General features: G+C 39.3%; 15 protein-coding genes. 5 read left to right on the plus strand and 10 right to left on the minus strand.

Features of this window, described 5'->3' with window-relative positions:
- Positions 1 to 478: 478 nt before the first annotated feature.
- Complete coding sequence (locus OMHG_RS03850; protein WP_010648475.1) at positions 479 to 1093, minus strand: hypothetical protein; 615 nt, start codon at positions 1091 to 1093, stop codon at positions 479 to 481.
- Positions 1094 to 1377: 284 nt separating this feature from the next.
- Here OMHG_RS03850 and OMHG_RS03855 point away from each other — a divergent pair, with 284 nt between their 5' ends.
- Entirely contained in the window at positions 1378 to 2994 is a 1617-nt protein-coding gene (locus tag OMHG_RS03855; RefSeq protein WP_010648478.1) for an ABC-F family ATP-binding cassette domain-containing protein, read from the plus strand.
- Positions 2995 to 3144: 150 nt separating this feature from the next.
- Here OMHG_RS03855 and OMHG_RS03860 read toward each other — a convergent pair whose 3' ends face one another.
- A complete protein-coding gene (locus OMHG_RS03860) occupies positions 3145 to 4098 on the minus strand; it encodes an L-threonine 3-dehydrogenase (protein WP_010648480.1) in 954 nt (317 codons plus the stop codon).
- 36 nt (positions 4099 to 4134) lie between these two features.
- Positions 4135 to 5325 (minus strand): glycine C-acetyltransferase, encoded by a 1191-nt coding sequence (locus OMHG_RS03865; protein ID WP_010648482.1) that lies wholly within the window; start codon positions 5323 to 5325, stop codon positions 4135 to 4137.
- A 224-nt stretch (positions 5326 to 5549) separates the two neighbouring features.
- Between OMHG_RS03865 and OMHG_RS19215 the strand changes: the two genes are divergently transcribed.
- Positions 5550 to 5681, plus strand: coding sequence for a hypothetical protein (locus tag OMHG_RS19215; RefSeq protein ID WP_010648484.1), 132 nt, complete (start codon positions 5550 to 5552; stop codon positions 5679 to 5681).
- 101 nt (positions 5682 to 5782) lie between these two features.
- Here the strand turns inward: OMHG_RS19215 and OMHG_RS03870 are convergent, their stop codons facing one another.
- From OMHG_RS03870 to OMHG_RS03895, 6 genes are all read right to left on the minus strand, one after another.
- A complete protein-coding gene (locus tag OMHG_RS03870) occupies positions 5783 to 6544 on the minus strand; it encodes a 3D domain-containing protein (RefSeq protein WP_010648485.1) in 762 nt (253 codons plus the stop codon).
- A gap of 249 nt (positions 6545 to 6793) precedes the next feature.
- Positions 6794 to 7732: an ABC transporter ATP-binding protein gene (locus OMHG_RS03875; RefSeq protein ID WP_010648487.1), complete on the minus strand. Its 939-nt coding sequence runs from the start codon at positions 7730 to 7732 to the stop codon at positions 6794 to 6796.
- The gene (locus tag OMHG_RS03880) at positions 7732 to 8775 is read right to left on the minus strand and encodes an ABC transporter ATP-binding protein (RefSeq protein ID WP_010648488.1); all 1044 of its coding nucleotides are present in this window, start codon (positions 8773 to 8775) and stop codon (positions 7732 to 7734) included. Before OMHG_RS03880 ends, OMHG_RS03875 begins: the two co-directional genes overlap by 1 nt.
- An 18-nt stretch (positions 8776 to 8793) precedes the next feature.
- The gene (opp3C, locus tag OMHG_RS03885; protein WP_010648489.1) at positions 8794 to 9948 is read right to left on the minus strand and encodes an oligopeptide ABC transporter permease; all 1155 of its coding nucleotides are present in this window, start codon (positions 9946 to 9948) and stop codon (positions 8794 to 8796) included.
- 1 nt (position 9949) lies between these two features.
- On the minus strand, positions 9950 to 10879 hold the full coding sequence (gene opp3b, locus OMHG_RS03890; RefSeq protein WP_010648490.1) for an oligopeptide ABC transporter permease: 930 nt from the start codon (positions 10877 to 10879) through the stop codon (positions 9950 to 9952).
- A 163-nt stretch (positions 10880 to 11042) separates the two neighbouring features.
- The gene (locus OMHG_RS03895; protein ID WP_010648492.1) at positions 11043 to 12749 is read right to left on the minus strand and encodes a peptide ABC transporter substrate-binding protein; all 1707 of its coding nucleotides are present in this window, start codon (positions 12747 to 12749) and stop codon (positions 11043 to 11045) included.
- 370 nt (positions 12750 to 13119) lie between these two features.
- Here OMHG_RS03895 and OMHG_RS03900 point away from each other — a divergent pair, with 370 nt between their 5' ends.
- On the plus strand, positions 13120 to 13488 hold the full coding sequence (locus tag OMHG_RS03900; RefSeq protein WP_010648495.1) for a DUF3899 domain-containing protein: 369 nt from the start codon (positions 13120 to 13122) through the stop codon (positions 13486 to 13488).
- Between the two features lie 184 nt (positions 13489 to 13672).
- On the opposite strand, the gene OMHG_RS03905 is transcribed toward OMHG_RS03900, so the two are convergent.
- Positions 13673 to 14560: a DUF1002 domain-containing protein gene (locus OMHG_RS03905; protein ID WP_010648497.1), complete on the minus strand. Its 888-nt coding sequence runs from the start codon at positions 14558 to 14560 to the stop codon at positions 13673 to 13675.
- A gap of 328 nt (positions 14561 to 14888) precedes the next feature.
- Here OMHG_RS03905 and OMHG_RS03910 point away from each other — a divergent pair, with 328 nt between their 5' ends.
- Positions 14889 to 16154, plus strand: a complete 1266-nt coding sequence (locus OMHG_RS03910; protein WP_010648499.1) for an MFS transporter — start codon at positions 14889 to 14891, stop codon at positions 16152 to 16154.
- A 254-nt stretch (positions 16155 to 16408) separates the two neighbouring features.
- On the plus strand, positions 16409 to 16654 hold the full coding sequence (locus OMHG_RS03915) for a YuzB family protein (protein WP_010648501.1): 246 nt from the start codon (positions 16409 to 16411) through the stop codon (positions 16652 to 16654).

The following is a 16654-nucleotide window of genomic DNA, read 5'->3' on the forward strand; positions in this document are numbered from 1 at the left end:
TAGTGTATTTCCGGAGTGGCGATTACCACACTATAATTTCTATAAATAATTGACAGGGCAGCATAGAAATGGGGAAATTCACTTTGGCTTTTTTGTCTTCAGAAAAAGCGAAGACGATAAGACCCCACTAGATGCACCTGCGTCTGCCAGTAACGCTTCGAAGCTGGCTTCCTCGGTGCAAGGGAACAAGGAAGCAAACGCAAGTCGTACCCTGGCTCATCGCGAGCCCGCGAAAAGCGCAGTGTATTCCCGAAGCGCGATAAAGCATATCATCAAATTACATCGAATCGAATATCTGCAATTTGATTCAGAAAGCCAAATCATAGCGGAGGAAATACATGGAGACTCCAGCGGGAAAGCGAAGTGTATTTCCGGAGTGGGGACGATCACCGCTTCTAGTTTCTTTCAATTGTATATACAACAATACTTCAGAAAGGGGCCTGAAAATAAAAAGAACCAAGTACAGTGTATTTGGCTCTTACTTTATGACAAGACGTTTGAATCGGTTGGATAAAAGAAAAATAAATGATTGCTTAGGCAATATCTGCTCTTCCTCTGTACGATCGTTCAGTTTCTGATAATCCTCAAGAACTCCTTCATAAATAAGTTCCATTCCGGGGTAATTTCGAATATCTGAAGGTGTAATGAAGCAGGCTGGCTTATCGAATTGGAATTTATCCAGATCCCTTAATACTGTGGCAACGAATTGCGAACAAAAGAATGCCGATTTACGATTGATTTCAATATCAAGCATGACACCAAAAAGACCGATAAAATTATATTTATAATATCTCTTTCTTGCTTCAATCTCTTTGATATTGCCAATAATGGATTGATAGTCTTCATCCGAAACCGCAAAACGGTATAATTCACAGGATGCCTTCTTCAATAGTTCACTTTGGACATCCTCTTCGATGAACCCTCCAATAAAAGGATTTCTTGGCTGCTTCCTGCCAAAGCTGTATAACTCCTTTAATTCTGGGTCAAAACCGATCGATACATGGTTCATTGTTCGTTTTGTATAATAATTTATCGCTTTGGATAAATAGCTTCCCGTATCAGTAAAAAGAAAGTAAATCATCTTTTCACCCATTTTCTTTCCCCCTCCCCAAAGATTGGGCGATCTTTTCATTGCATGCTGATTCAAAAAATATAACCTTTTGTACTACTATTACAAAAAATCAGCGATTATACAAGATGTTTTTTGTAAATAAAAAAATACCTACCTATTTAATAGGGACTTACTCGTTCCTTCGTATTACAATTTGTCAATCCCTAGAACCTCCTAAAGAATAGCGTCGACTTCTTGCATTGTTGCGCTAAATAACGTAAGCTTACCATGATTACTATTTATTTTTATTGGAGGAAAAACCACGAATGATAACTGTTACTAATGTTAGTTTACGATATGGTGATAAAAAGTTGTTTGAGGATGTAAATCTAAAGTTTACTTCCGGAAACTGCTATGGGGTAATTGGCGCAAATGGAGCAGGAAAATCCACTTTCCTAAAAGTATTATCTGGTGAAATAGAACCGCAAAGCGGTAATGTATCTATGTCTCCCGGTGAACGGCTTACTGTATTGAAACAGGATCACTATGCTTATGAAGAATATGACGTACTTGAAACGGTACTAATGGGGCATGAAAAATTATATAAAGTAAAACAGGAAAAGGATGCTATTTATATGAAGGCTGATTTTTCCGAGGAAGACGGAATGCGGGCAGCTGAACTCGAGGGTGAATTCGCTGAAATGAACGGTTGGGAAGCTGAATCAGATGCCGCCGTTTTGCTAAAAGGTCTTGGCATTGAAGAATCCCTTCACGACATGAAAATGTCTGAGATTCCCGGGGATCAGAAGGTAAAGATATTGCTAGCACAGGCCTTATTTGGCAGTCCTGATATTCTCCTTTTGGATGAGCCAACAAACGGTCTGGATATCCAGGCGATCCAATGGCTTGAGGAATTCCTGATTAACTTCGAAAATACTGTTATCGTTGTATCCCATGACAGGCACTTCCTGAATAAAGTATGTACACATATTGCAGATGTCGACTTTGGGAAAATCCAAGTATATATCGGAAACTATGATTTCTGGTATGAATCAAGTCAGCTCGCTACGCAAATGGCACAGGATGCCAACAAAAAGAAGGAAGAAAAGATAAAGGAATTGCAAGCCTTTATCGCAAGGTTTAGTGCGAATGCATCTAAATCGAAGCAAGCTACTTCCCGTAAGAAGATGCTCGACAATATTTCGCTCGATGATATTAAACCATCCTCACGCAAGTATCCTTATATTGCATTCACTCCTGAACGTGAGATTGGGAATGATCTATTGCGTGTCGAAGGATTAACGAAAATAATTGGGGATGTGAAGGTTCTTGATAATGTCAGCTTCATTATGAACAAGGATGACAAACTCGCCCTTGTCGGTAAAGATGATATCGCCAAAACCACATTGCTTAAAATCCTTGCCGGTGAAATGGAACCTGACGAAGGAACCTATAAATGGGGTGTCACGACTTCCCAATCCTACTTTCCTAAGGATAATGCCAAATACTTCGAGAATGGCGATTTAACATTGGTTGACTGGCTTCGCCAATATTCTCCAGAAGATGAGACTGAGACATTCTTGCGTGGATTCTTAGGAAGAATGCTGTTCTCAGGTGAAGAGGCACTTAAGAAAGCAGATGTATTATCAGGGGGAGAAAAGGTGCGCTGCATGCTCTCCAAAATGATGCTTTCCCATGCAAATGTGCTTATGCTTGATGAGCCAACAAACCACTTGGATCTTGAATCCATCCAATCCTTGAATAATGGATTGATTAAATTTAAAGGGGCTATTCTGTTCACGTCACACGATCATCAGTTTATCAATAGTATTGCTAATCGCCTTATCGAGATTACACCATCCGGGATTATCGATAAAGAAATGAGCTACGATGAATATGTACAGGATCGTAAGCTGCAAAAACAGATAAGCGGAATGTACTAAAACCTTACGCGAAAAACAAAAATAAGGGCCGGACAATTTTCCTTCGTGAAAAGTCCGGCTCTTTTTCCGGATTGTGCCTCCGGGCATCTGGATAGAACAAAAAAGACCTAATCTGCGGATTGAAATAGACGCACAGATTAGGTTCTTTTATTATTGCTTCACATTAAATTTCGTACTTACTTTTTCAAGCATTTCTTTTGTCATTCGGTCAATGTCATAGTCTGCCTTAAATCCCCATTCGTTCGCCGCGGCCGCGGAGTCAATCGAATTCGGCCAGCTTTCTGCAATTTGCTGTCTGACAGGATCGACTTTATAGGACAATTTAAAATCAGGAAGGTGCTTGCGTATGGCATTGGCGAAATCTCCCGGCTGGGCCGAGATTGCCGATATATTGAATGCATTACGGTGTACCAGCCTGCTGGGATCGGCCTCCATGAGCTTGATAATGGCATTCAAAGCATCCGGCATATACATCATATCCATGTATGTCCCTTCAGCAATATAAGATTCATAGGCATTATGTTTGATAGCTTCATAATAGATTTCCACAGCATAGTCTGTGGTTCCTCCGCCCGGCGGTGCCACGTAGGAAATCAGACCAGGAAAACGTACGCCCCTTGTATCGATATTAAACCGATGATAGTAATAATCACATAATAGTTCACCGGCAACCTTATTTACTCCATACATGGTTGTCGGACGCTGAAATGTATCCTGTGGGGTTTGATCTTTGGGAGTTGTTGGACCAAATGCGCCAATCGAACTTGGTGTAAAGAACTGCAAATCGAGATTTTTTGACACCTCCAGCGCATTGACCAATCCTCCCATGTTAATATCCCAGGCTACCTTCGGGAAAGATTCTGCCTTGGCAGATAAAAGTGCAGCAAGATGCATGATTGTATCCACTTCGTATCGTTTGGCAATATCAAACAATTGCTTTCCGTCGGTTACGTCCACCAGCTCAAATGGGCCTTGCTCTTGCTGTCCATCTATTTTACGGATATCTGTCCCGATTACATTATCAGAACCATATATTTCACGCAGTTTACTTGTAAGCTCAGAACCAATCTGTCCGAGCGCCCCAGTGACTAAAATCTTCTTCATTTCGTAAATCCTCTCTTACAGGTCTTTTAAATCCATTTATATTAAGTTCATTTCTTTACCGACTTTTTCATAGATAGCAATGGCATTATCCAGCATTTCCTTTGTATGGGCGGCCGTTGGCATATTTCGTACACGGCCGGTTCCACGCGGTACAGTCGGGAAAACAATCGCTTTTGCATACACACCTTCTTCATAAAGCCGCTTGCTGAATTTCTGTGCGTCCTTTTCTTCCCCAATAATACAGGGTGTGATTGGTGTTTCACTTTCTCCAATATCAAATCCTAATTTTTTCAAGCCCTCTTTCAAATAATTCCCATTTTCCCATAGTTTCTCATTTAGTTCTGTACTTTCCATCAGCAGCTCAATGGCCCTTGTACTGGCAACTGCATCTGCTGGTGAAACTGCCGTCGAGAATAGAAATGGGCGGGAACGTACTTTCAGCCAATCAATCAAATTGGATTTGCCTGCCACATATCCGCCGATAACCCCTATTGCTTTTGACAATGTTCCCATTTGAAAATCTACTTTATCCTGCAAGCCAAAATGCTTAACCGTACCTGCACCTTTTCCAGTAACACCTGAGCCATGTGCATCATCCACATATGTAATCAAATCAAATTCTTCAGCGATTTCAACGATCTCCGGAAGCTTCGCAATATCTCCATCCATTGAAAAAACGCCATCTGTAATAACCATTATTTTATTATATTTACCCGAATCAACTGCTTCTTTTGCCTTTTGGCGCAAATCATTCATATCAGAGTGTGCAAATGGAATAATCTTCGCCTTGGAAAGACGGCATCCATCAATTATGGATGCATGATTTAATGCATCCGAAAGAATGGCATCATTTTTATCCATTACTGCGGAAATGGCCGCCATATTGCAATTAAATCCAGATTGATAGGAAATAACCGCTTCTGTTCCTTTGAATTTGGCAATCGTTTTTTCCAAATTGCTATGGAGGTCAAGGGTACCATTTATCGTCCGAACAGCTCCTGCACCAACACCATGAGAATCCACAGCCTCTTTCGCCACATTTTTCAGTCGTTCATCTGTAGCCAGGCCAAGATAATTATTAGAAGAAAGATTGATAAGCTCTTTTCCTTCTATTTTGATTAACGGCCCATTTGCTCCTTGAACTGTATCAATCTCATTATATAATCCACGCTGTTTTAAATCTGCAATATTATCATTTAAAAAATGATCGAGTGCCTTACTGACCATGAGTTAAAATCCCCCTTAATTATACTTGTTAATAGCTTTAAACAATCAAATATATAACCATTCTAAGTTTAACATAAACCTCCTGAAATGTTTAACGGACGCAAACTGCAAAAATTGTTGCTTTTTAGGATAATTTGTCAAATTTACTGTTTTTCCCTATGGAGTTTTCTAATTATATCTACTATACTAATAGTTAGAAACATAAACTATGGAGGCAGTGATGGATGAGAAAGATTTTACTGGCATTATTTGTAACTATTATTCTGGGAATTGGTATTGTTGGATATAATAATCTGCATGATGAGCCAAACGAAGTAATTGAAGAAAAAGGATACTCCACTGAAATTAAATTATAAAAGTCTAAATATAGATGTTTAACCACCAATTAAAAAAGGAAAGCACATAATATAAGTGCTTTCCTTTTAATTTTGAGTTTTATTATTACTGGGATTTATGATTATTCTACAATTGTTACATCAATTGTTTGAATACCATAGCTTACAGCTTCTTTATCAGTTGGAACATGAATATCTATTTCATTACCTTTAATTGCTCCACCTATATCTGCTGCAGTCGCGTATCCATAGCCTTCAACATAGACTTCAGAGCCTAAAGGAATCACGTTTGGATCTACAGCAATGACTTTTGCATTTGGATTCTTATTAAGGTCAATACCGGTATATGTAATACCTGAACATCCATCACATTTTGCAGTGTATGCAGTTGCTGAAACTGAAATAGTTTTTCCCTTTGGAGCCTGCTCTGAATCACTTGCTGACTCGGTTTTAACTTTTGCTGCACTTTCTGTACCTTGTTTTTCTTGCTTCTTCTCGGCTTTTTCAGCTGGCTTTGCGTCTTCTTCTTTTACATTGACACCTTTAATATATAATTCTTGACCAATTACGATTAAATCGGTTTTCAGGTCATTCCATTCTCTTAATTCTTCTACTGTTATATCATATTCTTTACTGATATCTATTAATGTGTCACCGCGTTTAACCGCATATGTGTCATTAATATAAAGTAAATCTTTCGGGTGTATCACTGTATCTTTCAAATCATTTATGTTAATTAACTCTTCAACAGTAGTGTTATATTCATCTGCTATTTTCCAAAGATTTTCTCCCTGTTTTACTTCATGTTCTTCAGCCGAAACGCTTGTTGCAGCTGTGCCAGCAATAATAATGCCTGCAGCAATTGCCGCTACTAGTTTTCTCATCTAAAGTACCTCCTTGAATTTCTGACATTCTTAATACTATCACAGCGAAATACTTATTACAGTTACAGGAGGTTTAAGAGTCTATTACAAGGATTACCGAATAGCATGGTATTGTTACAAATGTAATAGGTTTGTGACATTCGCCCCTCTTTTCATAACATATTTAGCGCTATATAGACAAAATGAATGAGAAAAACAAAAAAATCCCCGCTATGCAATAAACATAGCAAGGATAATTTACAATCTACTTTAGTTATTCTTTTCTATTTCCAGTTGATACTGCTCAAATTCTTTCGTTGTGCAACGTACCCAGTGTCTTGGCTTCACTTCTCTGAATTGCGGCTCTTCACTGGTATCATGTACAGATGGATCGTAAGCAACACGTTTCCTTGTACGTTCATATCTTGGATCCGGCAGTGGAATCGCTGATAAAAGAGACTTGGTATAGGGATGAATTGGGTTCTTATATAATTCATCACTGTCAGCCAATTCTACCATATTACCAAAATACATAACCCCGATTCTATCACTGATATATTTCACCATTGAAAGGTCATGGGCAATAAATAGATATGTCAGTCCGTGATCCTTTTGAAGTTTCTTCAATAGATTAACAACCTGTGCCTGAATGGATACATCCAGGGCAGAGATTGGCTCATCCGCAATGATTAGTTCGGGTTCAACAGCAAGCGCACGGGCAATGCCGATACGTTGTCTTTGTCCGCCACTAAATTCATGAGGAAAGCGGGATGCGTGCTCCTTATTCAAACCAACTACTTCTAAGAGTTCTTCCACTCTATTTTTGCGTTCCTTTTCGTTCTTAGCCAGTCCATGAACATCAATACCTTCCGCAATGATATCCATAACTGTCATTCTCGGATTGAGGGAAGACGATGGATCCTGAAAAATCATCTGCATCTTCCTGTTGAATTTCAGGAGATCGCTTTTTGACTTTTTCCCATGAACATCTTCCTCTTTAAAACGGACCTGTCCGCTTGTTGCATCATAGAGGCGGATAATGGTTCTCCCGGTCGTTGATTTCCCGCACCCGGATTCACCAACCAGTCCGAAGGTTTCCCCTTTATAAACATCAAAGGTGATTCCATCAACAGCTTTTGTTTGTTTATTGCGTCCTGCATGAAAGTGCTTTTTAAGATCGATTACTTCTAATAATTTTTCTTGTTCCATTACTTGTCACCGCCTGTATTAGAAAATCCTTGCATTCTGCGTTTTACAGATTCAGGTGGTTCTACCTTTGGAGCGTCCTCATGCAGTAACCATGTCGCTGCATAATGCGTATCAGACACCTTAAACATTGGCGGTTCCATGACCTTATCAATTTCCAAGGCAAATTGATTTCTTGCAGCAAAAGCATCACCAGTAGGCGGATTAAGCATATCAGGAGGAGTTCCCGGGATGGCAAATAGCTCTTCCTCTTCACTGTCCAATGTTGGCATGGATCCTAAAAGTCCCCATGTATATGGATGTTTCGGATTATAGAAAATATCCTCAGTTGTTCCAATTTCAACTATTTTACCTGCGTACATTACCGCAACCCTATCTGCAACATTCGCTACTACACCCAAATCATGCGTAATAAAGATGATTGCACTATCTGTCTCTTTCTGAATATCCTTCATCAGTTCAAGGATTTGCGCCTGGATAGTAACATCCAGAGCTGTAGTAGGCTCATCTGCAATCAATATTTTGGGATTACATGCCAATGCAATCGCTACTACAACGCGCTGACGCATACCACCGGAAAATTGGTGAGGAAATTGTGTCATTCTTACTTCAGGTTGTGGAATCCCTACTAAATCCAAAAGTTCTATCGCCTTTTTCTTAGCATCAGTACGATTCATATTTTGGTGTTTAATAAGTCCTTCTATAATCTGATTTCCTACTTTCATTGTAGGATTAAGAGCGGACATCGGATCCTGAAAGACCATCGAAATATCTTTCCCTCTTATTTTTTGCATTGCCTGACTGGATTTATTTACCAGGTCTTCTCCTTCAAAAAGGATTTGACCTGACTTGATCACACCATGCGGTTTCGGGAGCAATTGCATCAATGACATGGAGGTCACCGATTTCCCTGAACCGGATTCTCCAACTATCGCTAATGTCTCACCTTTATTCAAATCAAAGTTCACACCACGAACAGCTTGCACTTCACCGTTGTAGGTGTTAAATGATACCCTTAAATCTTTTACTTCCAATAATTTACTCATTTAGTGACACCTACCTTATTATTTATGCATTTTAGGGTCGAATGCATCTCTTAGTCCATCACCTATTAGGTTAAATGCAATCATAATTATAGAAATCAGAACTGCAGGGAATACCAATAGATATGGATATAATCTTAAGTTATCAAATCCTGTATTGATTAACGTACCAAGTGAAGCGTCTGGCGGAACTAGTCCTAAACCGATAAAACTCAAAAATGCTTCAAAGAAAATCGCACTTGGTATAGTAAACATTGTGTTAATGATGATAATACCGCTGATATTCGGTACTAAGTGTTTTAATATTATTTTTCTATCCGGTGTACCCAGCGTTCTTGCCGCAAGCACAAACTCCTGATTTTTAAGCTTGAGTACTTCTCCCCTTACAATACGGGCCATACCTATCCAGCCCGTCAGAGACAGAGCAATAATAATCGATGTTATACCTGGCTTAAGCACGATGACCATCAGGAGGATAATTACTAAGTTCGGTATACCGACGAGAACCTCGATTATCCGCTGCATGATATTGTCGACTTTTCCTCCATAATATGCGGAAATTCCGCCATAGGCGACACCAACAACTAAGTCAATTACTGCAGCTACTAACGCAATAATCAAAGAAACCCTTGTACCTAACCAGAGTCTTGTCCATTGGTCACGACCCAATGTATCCGTACCCAGCCAGAAATACTGATCTGTCATGTCTTTAGCTTCGTAGACATGATAAGTGGCCTTTACTTCAGCAGAATCCTTACTGCCATCACCTTCTGACAATACTTTAATGTCGATGAAATCCTCTTGATTGTCATACCTGGCAATTGCATTACTGGTCGCCTGCTCAACATCATCGCCCTTGAATTCATCTTTCAGAGTTCCGTCGAAGCCAAGCCAGGAAATATTTTTCAATACTGGTGCATACGGAGGCATTTTCGCCCTTGACAGGTCCTGATCATCCAATTGATGATCATTCATTCCCGGCCCGATAATACTCATAATGACAATGACCAAGATAATCGCACTGAAGAAGAGAGCCAATTTGTTTTTAAAGAAGGTTCTTCTAGCATCTTGCAAAAATGTCCTGCTTGGTCCAGATATCTTTTCACTTGTATCTTCTTGACTTTTAAGAGGAACAAGCAATTCTTTTGGAATATTATTCTGATTATCTTTTTCCATGTTAACTCTCTCCCCCTGTAAGTCTAATTCTAGGGTCGATTAATACATATAGGATGTCAATTACTAAAATGATCACAACAAACAAAAATGCAAATAGAAGTGTTGTTCCCATAATAGTAGGGTAATCATTAACCATAACCGACTTAACAAATTGCTCCCCAATTCCTGGAACAGCGAAGATTTCTTCAATAACCAGTGTACCAGTCATTAAACTTACTGCCATTGGTCCCATAACCGTTACCAACGGAATCAGTGCATTTCTTAGACCATGTCTAAAGATAATACCGTATTCAGTCAATCCTTTGGCACGTGCAGTAGTTATGTAGGGAGAACCCATAACTTCTATCATTTCTGTCCGTGTAAAACGCGCTGCAGTTGCCAGCGGGAAAATCATCAATGCAATTGTAGGAAGCACCGTATGTTCGAATGTACCCCATAACGCAACAGGGAATAATTCAAATTCAACTGCTAAATACCATTGCAGCATCCCTGCAAGTACAAAAGATGGGATAGATGTACCTAGAACAGCAAGAATGGTGGAGGAATAGTCCAGGAAACCATTGTGAGATATCGCGGAGATTAACCCTAAGAGGATACCTAAAATTGTTCCTACTAACAATGCTTGCGCCCCTAATTGTAATGAAGGACCGATTCTATCCATCAAAATTTTTGAAACTGGTGTATTATCGAATGCGAACGAGAGGCCTAAATCTCCTTGTACAAGTCCTCCTAAATAGCTCACATATTGAACTGGGACAGGATCATTCAATCCATATTTTTCCAGAACGATTTCCTTCTGCTGTTCAGTTAATTTATCTTCTGCGTTCAGCGGACTACCAGGCAGCATCTTCATAAGAAAGAAAGAAACAGATGCGATAATAAATAAAGTTATTGCCATGTAAAAAATACGGCGTAAAATATAGCGAGCCATCTCTGCACCTCCTAATTAGTTGAGATTATTTATATTTTGAAAATCTTCTATATTGTAAGATTTTTTCATTAAAAGGGAATAAGAGAGTACCAACCAAAGGTTCAGATACTCTCTTATTCTATAAGTTGATCAATCTATTTTCTTTATAGTATTCACCAATTAATTATTCAGCAGATCCTGCTGTAGCCCATTTGTATTCGTAAGTAGCACCGAATGGGTTAACAAAGACGCCTTGTACTTTTGGTGAAACCAATTGTGCCATTGCACTTTGATAGATTGGAGCAATTGCTGCCTCTTCGAACAGAAGTTTCTCTGCTTCTAAGAAGTTTTCGTAACGAGCAACGTTATCTGTTGCAAGATCAGTTGAAGTTGCGTTTACTAATTCATCATACTCTGAGTTAGAGAAGCCCATTTTATTGTTTCCGCCATCTGTCAACCATAGGTTCAAGAAAGTGTTCGGATCCAGGTAGTCAGGGCCCCATCCAGCAACCTGCAAGTCATAATCCATGGCAGTGTCTAAGTCCAGACGCTGTTCAAATGGTACTTGCTTTAAGGAAACTGTTAAACCAGGCAGGTTAGTTTGCAATTGGTTAGCAATGTATTCGTTCATTACTTTAGAAGTTTCTGCATCGCCGCCAAGCAATTCAATTTCTACAGAATCTGTTCCAAGCTCTTCTAAACCTTTTTCCCAGAATTCCAGAGCTGCTTCAACATCATAAGTAACAAGGTCGCCACTTACTTCGCGGAAGTCTTCTCCAGATTCAGGAATTGGAGTGAAGTCTGCTGGTACCAGACCATTAGCAACGATAGAACCGTTGTTTAGGATAACGTCAACTAGAGATTGCTTGTCAAAAGCACGGCTGATTGCTGCACGGATATTTGTGTTAGCAAGAGCATCATTTCTAGTTTGGTTCATTTTAAGATAAAATACGGATGTTTCTGGAGTTACAACATAATCTTCATGTGTAGCATACTGATCAACAAGGTCAGATGATACGCCTGCACGGTCTACTTCACCAGACTCATATAAGTCTACAGCAGTTTGTGGATCTTTTACGACTTCATAAGTCATTTTATCTAATTGTACAGTTTCAGCATCCCAGTAATCTTCGTTTTTCACAAGTTCCCAAGAACTGCTTGTGCTTTCCCAATTATTAAGAGTGAAAGGTCCATTGGATAACAAAGTATCAGTGCTAGTTGCAAAGCTGTCACCTTGTTCTTCAACGAATTTCTGATTTAATGGCAAGAAAGTTCCGAAAGTTGTTAAGGATTCGAAATAAGGTGTTGGATTTTCAAGTTCAACTACCAATGTGTAATCGTCTTCGGCAGTCACACCTAGTTCTTCTACTTCAACTTCGCCAGTGTTAACAGCAGTTGCGTTTTTGATAACTCCACCCATCATATATGGACCATATTCTGATCCTGTATCAGGGTTAACAGCACGCTGCCATGCATAGACAAAATCATTGGCAGTTACAGGGTCACCATTTGACCAAACTGCGTCTTCGCGTAATGTGAATGTCCATGTAAGTCCATCTTCACTTACAGAATGCTCAGTTGCAATACCTTCAACTGGTTCTGAGTTTTCATCTAAACGGTAAAGACCTTCCATTGTAGCACCAAGGAACTGCAATCCATATTCATCAGTAGCCATAGATGGATCCATTGATGGAATAGTGTCTCCGTTAATTAAGTTAAGTACTTTTTCGCCCTCTGCTTCGGTAGATTCTCCTTCTGTAGACTCTCCCTCAGTTGTTTCTTCTGTTTCGTCCGTTGTACCTTCTGATGAATCATCTCCACCACCACATGCGACTAGAAACACACTTAGCAACAAACCAAGTGCAAGCAACAATGACCATTTTAATTTCATTGTCTGTTGACCTCCCCTAATTTCTATTATTCTGAATATTCACAGATAGAATCTACTAAAAGTAGACAAATCTGCTACAAATCAAATTATACAATTAATCAGAGAAGTCTGTAAAGCTATTTTTAAATTTTCTTAACAAATAGATTTCAATGTAAGCGCTTCAATGTATTACTTCATGCCTATTTTCGCCCCCTAAAAAAAGTAAAAAAATTTTTATTATCAGACTTTAGTAACGAATTATGATATAATAAATCCCTCTAATGAGGGGGGAAATTTGGTATAATTGTCGAAGTGAAGCGATTGCCGGTTTGCTTTAATAATTTTTTAAGTCCATATATCCTTCTTATATAAAACAAAAAGGTGAATCAGAATGAAACTACTTAAAAATAAATGGTTTTTGCTCCTGCTTAACACGGTTTTAACAATAATATTATTCTTTGCTTTAACCTCTGCATATAGCCTTGTCAATTATATAAACATCGTTTTTTATGTATGTATGATATATGTGCTGCTCGGATTACTTGCCCTCACAATAATGGGCGGATTTTTTGATGGGATTACCTTTGGATTCAGAAGATTTTTTGGGATGATGTCCAAGGATGACTATATGGATGAATGGAAAAACAAACCGCTCCCTTCCCAAAAAATTAACGGCAGCATCTATGCCCACCTTAAATTCCAAGGTTTCAGCCTGCTAGTCTACCTGCTTGTTCTGCTTTTCGTTTTTTATTTTATTTAAAGCATGCTTTATTGAAACAGATTCGAAACGCCGACGAAGTTCCGGAACGCTACATGGTTAGCGTAAAAAATCCACGATGTATTTCGACATGCTTCGTGGATTTTTTAATTACAATGGATGCTACGTGACTCCCTGCAGTGCTTTTGATGGATATATCAGGTACTGCCAGCATCTATCGTGCTATTTAATTGGACAATCCGCTGAAAAGGTCACTTAGCGATGCAAAAATTTCACTGAAGAAATTGGCAACCTTCTCCCAGAAACCTGCATCCAATCCCAGTTCCTCGGCCTTATCAGCTACAGTGTTCGCGATATCCTCGAGCTGGTTTTTCACTGCACCGAAATCAATATTCAGATCTCTCATTTTATCAAATAAATCCACTAGCATCTGGCGGTCCTCTTCACTCAGACTGATGTTGAGATTTTGCAGCTGTTCGCTGACAATCTGCTCGACATCTTCTCTCGTAGCTGGATTTTGTTCAGCAATCATTTGTTTGATCTCGGTCAGCAGTTTGCTGACATCTTCCTGACTTACATCTTCATTTTCTGCCAGGTCTGTTGCTACATTCAGCTCTTCGTTTGCAAGCTCCATCCTTTCTTTATCCAGTTGTTCCCCTTCTACATCATAGGCTTTATAAATACCTGTCAATGCAGAATGGCCGCTTACCCGAACAGGGGAAACAACGTCTACTGTGGCATTTTCAGCCCCTGCAGTCAGTAACGCATTCTCATACATTTCTGTTGTAACTTCTGTGATATTCTGCGGTGTAACAATGTTTACTGTCAGGCCAGCGCCTTCCTCTTCCAATAAGATGCGCGCGGATGAATACATGTTAGCATCCGGATTTCCATTAATATAATCTGCATAGTCCTGCCCTGTAACATCATATTCTTCGACGGTTTCATTATCAGAGATATCCAGCGAGCTGCGAACCTCACTCCGCTGGGCATCTGTCAGTTTCTCGCCATATATTAAAATTGTATTCGATGCCGCTGAAACAGGCAGTGCAATACCAATCGATATTGCAAATGCTATAAGAAACAATCCAAAAGACTTTAATTTAAGTTTCATATTTTTTGATTTCTCCTTTTCAAATGGATTCTTTTTCGAGGTTTACAAGAAACCACTCTTCCTTTTCACTCCTATTATAACGGTTTCCAATTCAGATGAACATGAATTCGTCCATTTTATTTTTAGCTCTATACATAACAGGAGTCTACATTTGATAGATGCTGGTGACACAGCCATGCTCTCGCTAACCCGCAGAAAACCACTTCGAAAATGCACTTCTCTTTCCTTATTAAATTCAGAAATTATCGAAATGGGTATATATTTCAATTATGAGCAGAACCCTTTCAATATATTTCGGGAAGGTGTATATTTAGAGTAACGAAATAAAATGTTTAGAAAGAAGGTCTTCATAATCATAGATACAAACCAATCGCTGAAACGTAATTTGGCTATCATGTGGTTTGCTAACTTTTTTGTCAGTGGCAGTATGACGATGGTAATTCCATTTATTTCATTATATATCGAATCAATGGGCAACTTTTCCGACTCCTATGTTCAAACCTGGTCAGGTTTAACCTTTGCAGTTACTTTTATTGCAGCATTTATTTTCTCGCCGATCTGGGGAAGATTCGGGGATAAATACGGTAGAAAGAAGATTTTAATCATCTCTGCATTTGGCATAGGAATATCGGTTTTTCTTATGGGGTTTGCCACTACAGTATGGCAACTTTTTTTATTGCGTCTGTTTATGGGAATCGTAACTGGGTTCATCCCCATGTCACAGGCTTTCATATCAACACAGACACCAAAGAATGTCGCTGGCAAGGTGCTTGGCACACTGCAGACAGGAAGTATTACAGGTTCATTAATGGGCCCTATGCTAGGTGGGGCTTTAGCAGATGCATTCGGTTATACGAATTCGTTTAAATGGGTAGCCATTACCATATTCATTTCCGGATTGCTCGTTACATTTGGCGTGAAAGAAGTAAAATTAAAATTATCAACTGATATAGATGATTATAAGTCCTATACCAGTAAAGAAGTGCTCCAGCATATTCTTCATAAACCAGTATTGCTGGTTGTTATGCTGCTGTCTGCACTTGTTCAAATTGCCCATTTCAGTGTTCAGCCTATCCTTTCATTATTTGTTGAGGATATCCATGGATCAGTCAATATTGCATTCTTCGCTGGAATGGCCTTTTCTGCAGCTGGGTTAGGAAACCTCTTAATGGCTAGGAAATGGGGAAAACTCGGGGATAGTGTCGGTTATATAAAAATACTGATAGCCCTCTTGTTCTTTGCCGGAATTGTTTATATGCCCGGAGCATTTGTCACGAACATCTGGCAGCTTGTCATTCTCAGATTCCTGTTAGGCGTTTCCATAGGAGGTATTGTTCCCTTAAGGATAGCCTATATCAGACAGGAAGCACCGTTATCGATGCAGGGAGAAATGCTCGGCTACAATACGAGCCTGCGTTTCCTCGGTAATATAATTGGACCTGCACTTGGTGGATTGATCGCTGCAATTTGGGGATTCTCATCCGTATTCTTCGTAACAAGCATTCTGCTTATTTTAAGTGGAATTATCATGTTTATCACTTGGTATAAATGCGAATATGCTCCAAAACATTCACATTCATTTTCATCCAGATAAATGAAAATGGCCGCATCTAAAACGGAAGGCATTATGCTTTCCGTTTTTTGTATCGGCAGATCAGCAGTATAGTGCATTTCCGGATTGAGGATACATCAAACCTTATGCACTGTCTCCATCAGCGTGATGATAAGGAATAAAGCAACGTTTTTGCTGGGGCTAATCTACAGTTCAATACTGAAATCTTGATTTGTTTTCCGAGATATGCTAAAACTAACAGAGTATTTACTTCCTAAGGAAAGAAAGTGATAGCAATGGGTATAGTCGTTGTAGAAGTCTGTGACGGTAATGCAATCACTACAATAGATATAGAAGGTATCATCGAAGCCGAATTCCCCGAAGTTGCAGTGCTTACAAATGAGTGCCTGTCGTTCTGTGGTTTATGTGCCGTGCGGCCATATGCACTCGTTAATAATAAAAGGATATTTGGAAAGACCCCAGAAGAATGTTTGGAAAAAATACGTCTGCAAATTAAAGAAGAACTTGCTGCATATCATTAA

This window comes from Oceanobacillus massiliensis str. N'diop (assembly GCF_000285495.1).
Taxonomy (GTDB): Bacteria; Bacillota; Bacilli; order Bacillales; family Amphibacillaceae; genus Oceanobacillus; species Oceanobacillus massiliensis.

Bases quoted from the DNA above. Each gene is read 5' to 3' on its own strand.
- OMHG_RS03850 (WP_010648475.1), bottom strand. From the start codon at position 1,093: ATGGGTGAAAAGATGATTTACTTTCTTTTTACTGATACGGGAAGCTAT.
- OMHG_RS03855 (WP_010648478.1), top strand. From the start codon at position 1,378: ATGATAACTGTTACTAATGTTAGTTTACGATATGGTGATAAAAAGTTG.
- OMHG_RS03860 (WP_010648480.1), bottom strand. From the start codon at position 4,098: ATGAAGAAGATTTTAGTCACTGGGGCGCTCGGACAGATTGGTTCTGAG.
- OMHG_RS03865 (WP_010648482.1), bottom strand. From the start codon at position 5,325: ATGGTCAGTAAGGCACTCGATCATTTTTTAAATGATAATATTGCAGAT.
- OMHG_RS19215 (WP_010648484.1), top strand. From the start codon at position 5,550: ATGAGAAAGATTTTACTGGCATTATTTGTAACTATTATTCTGGGAATT.
- OMHG_RS03870 (WP_010648485.1), bottom strand. From the start codon at position 6,544: ATGAGAAAACTAGTAGCGGCAATTGCTGCAGGCATTATTATTGCTGGC.
- OMHG_RS03875 (WP_010648487.1), bottom strand. From the start codon at position 7,732: ATGGAACAAGAAAAATTATTAGAAGTAATCGATCTTAAAAAGCACTTT.
- OMHG_RS03880 (WP_010648488.1), bottom strand. From the start codon at position 8,775: ATGAGTAAATTATTGGAAGTAAAAGATTTAAGGGTATCATTTAACACC.
- opp3C (WP_010648489.1), bottom strand. From the start codon at position 9,948: ATGGAAAAAGATAATCAGAATAATATTCCAAAAGAATTGCTTGTTCCT.
- opp3b (WP_010648490.1), bottom strand. From the start codon at position 10,879: ATGGCTCGCTATATTTTACGCCGTATTTTTTACATGGCAATAACTTTA.
- OMHG_RS03895 (WP_010648492.1), bottom strand. From the start codon at position 12,749: ATGAAATTAAAATGGTCATTGTTGCTTGCACTTGGTTTGTTGCTAAGT.
- OMHG_RS03900 (WP_010648495.1), top strand. From the start codon at position 13,120: ATGAAACTACTTAAAAATAAATGGTTTTTGCTCCTGCTTAACACGGTT.
- OMHG_RS03905 (WP_010648497.1), bottom strand. From the start codon at position 14,560: ATGAAACTTAAATTAAAGTCTTTTGGATTGTTTCTTATAGCATTTGCA.
- OMHG_RS03910 (WP_010648499.1), top strand. From the start codon at position 14,889: ATGTTTAGAAAGAAGGTCTTCATAATCATAGATACAAACCAATCGCTG.
- OMHG_RS03915 (WP_010648501.1), top strand. From the start codon at position 16,409: ATGGGTATAGTCGTTGTAGAAGTCTGTGACGGTAATGCAATCACTACA.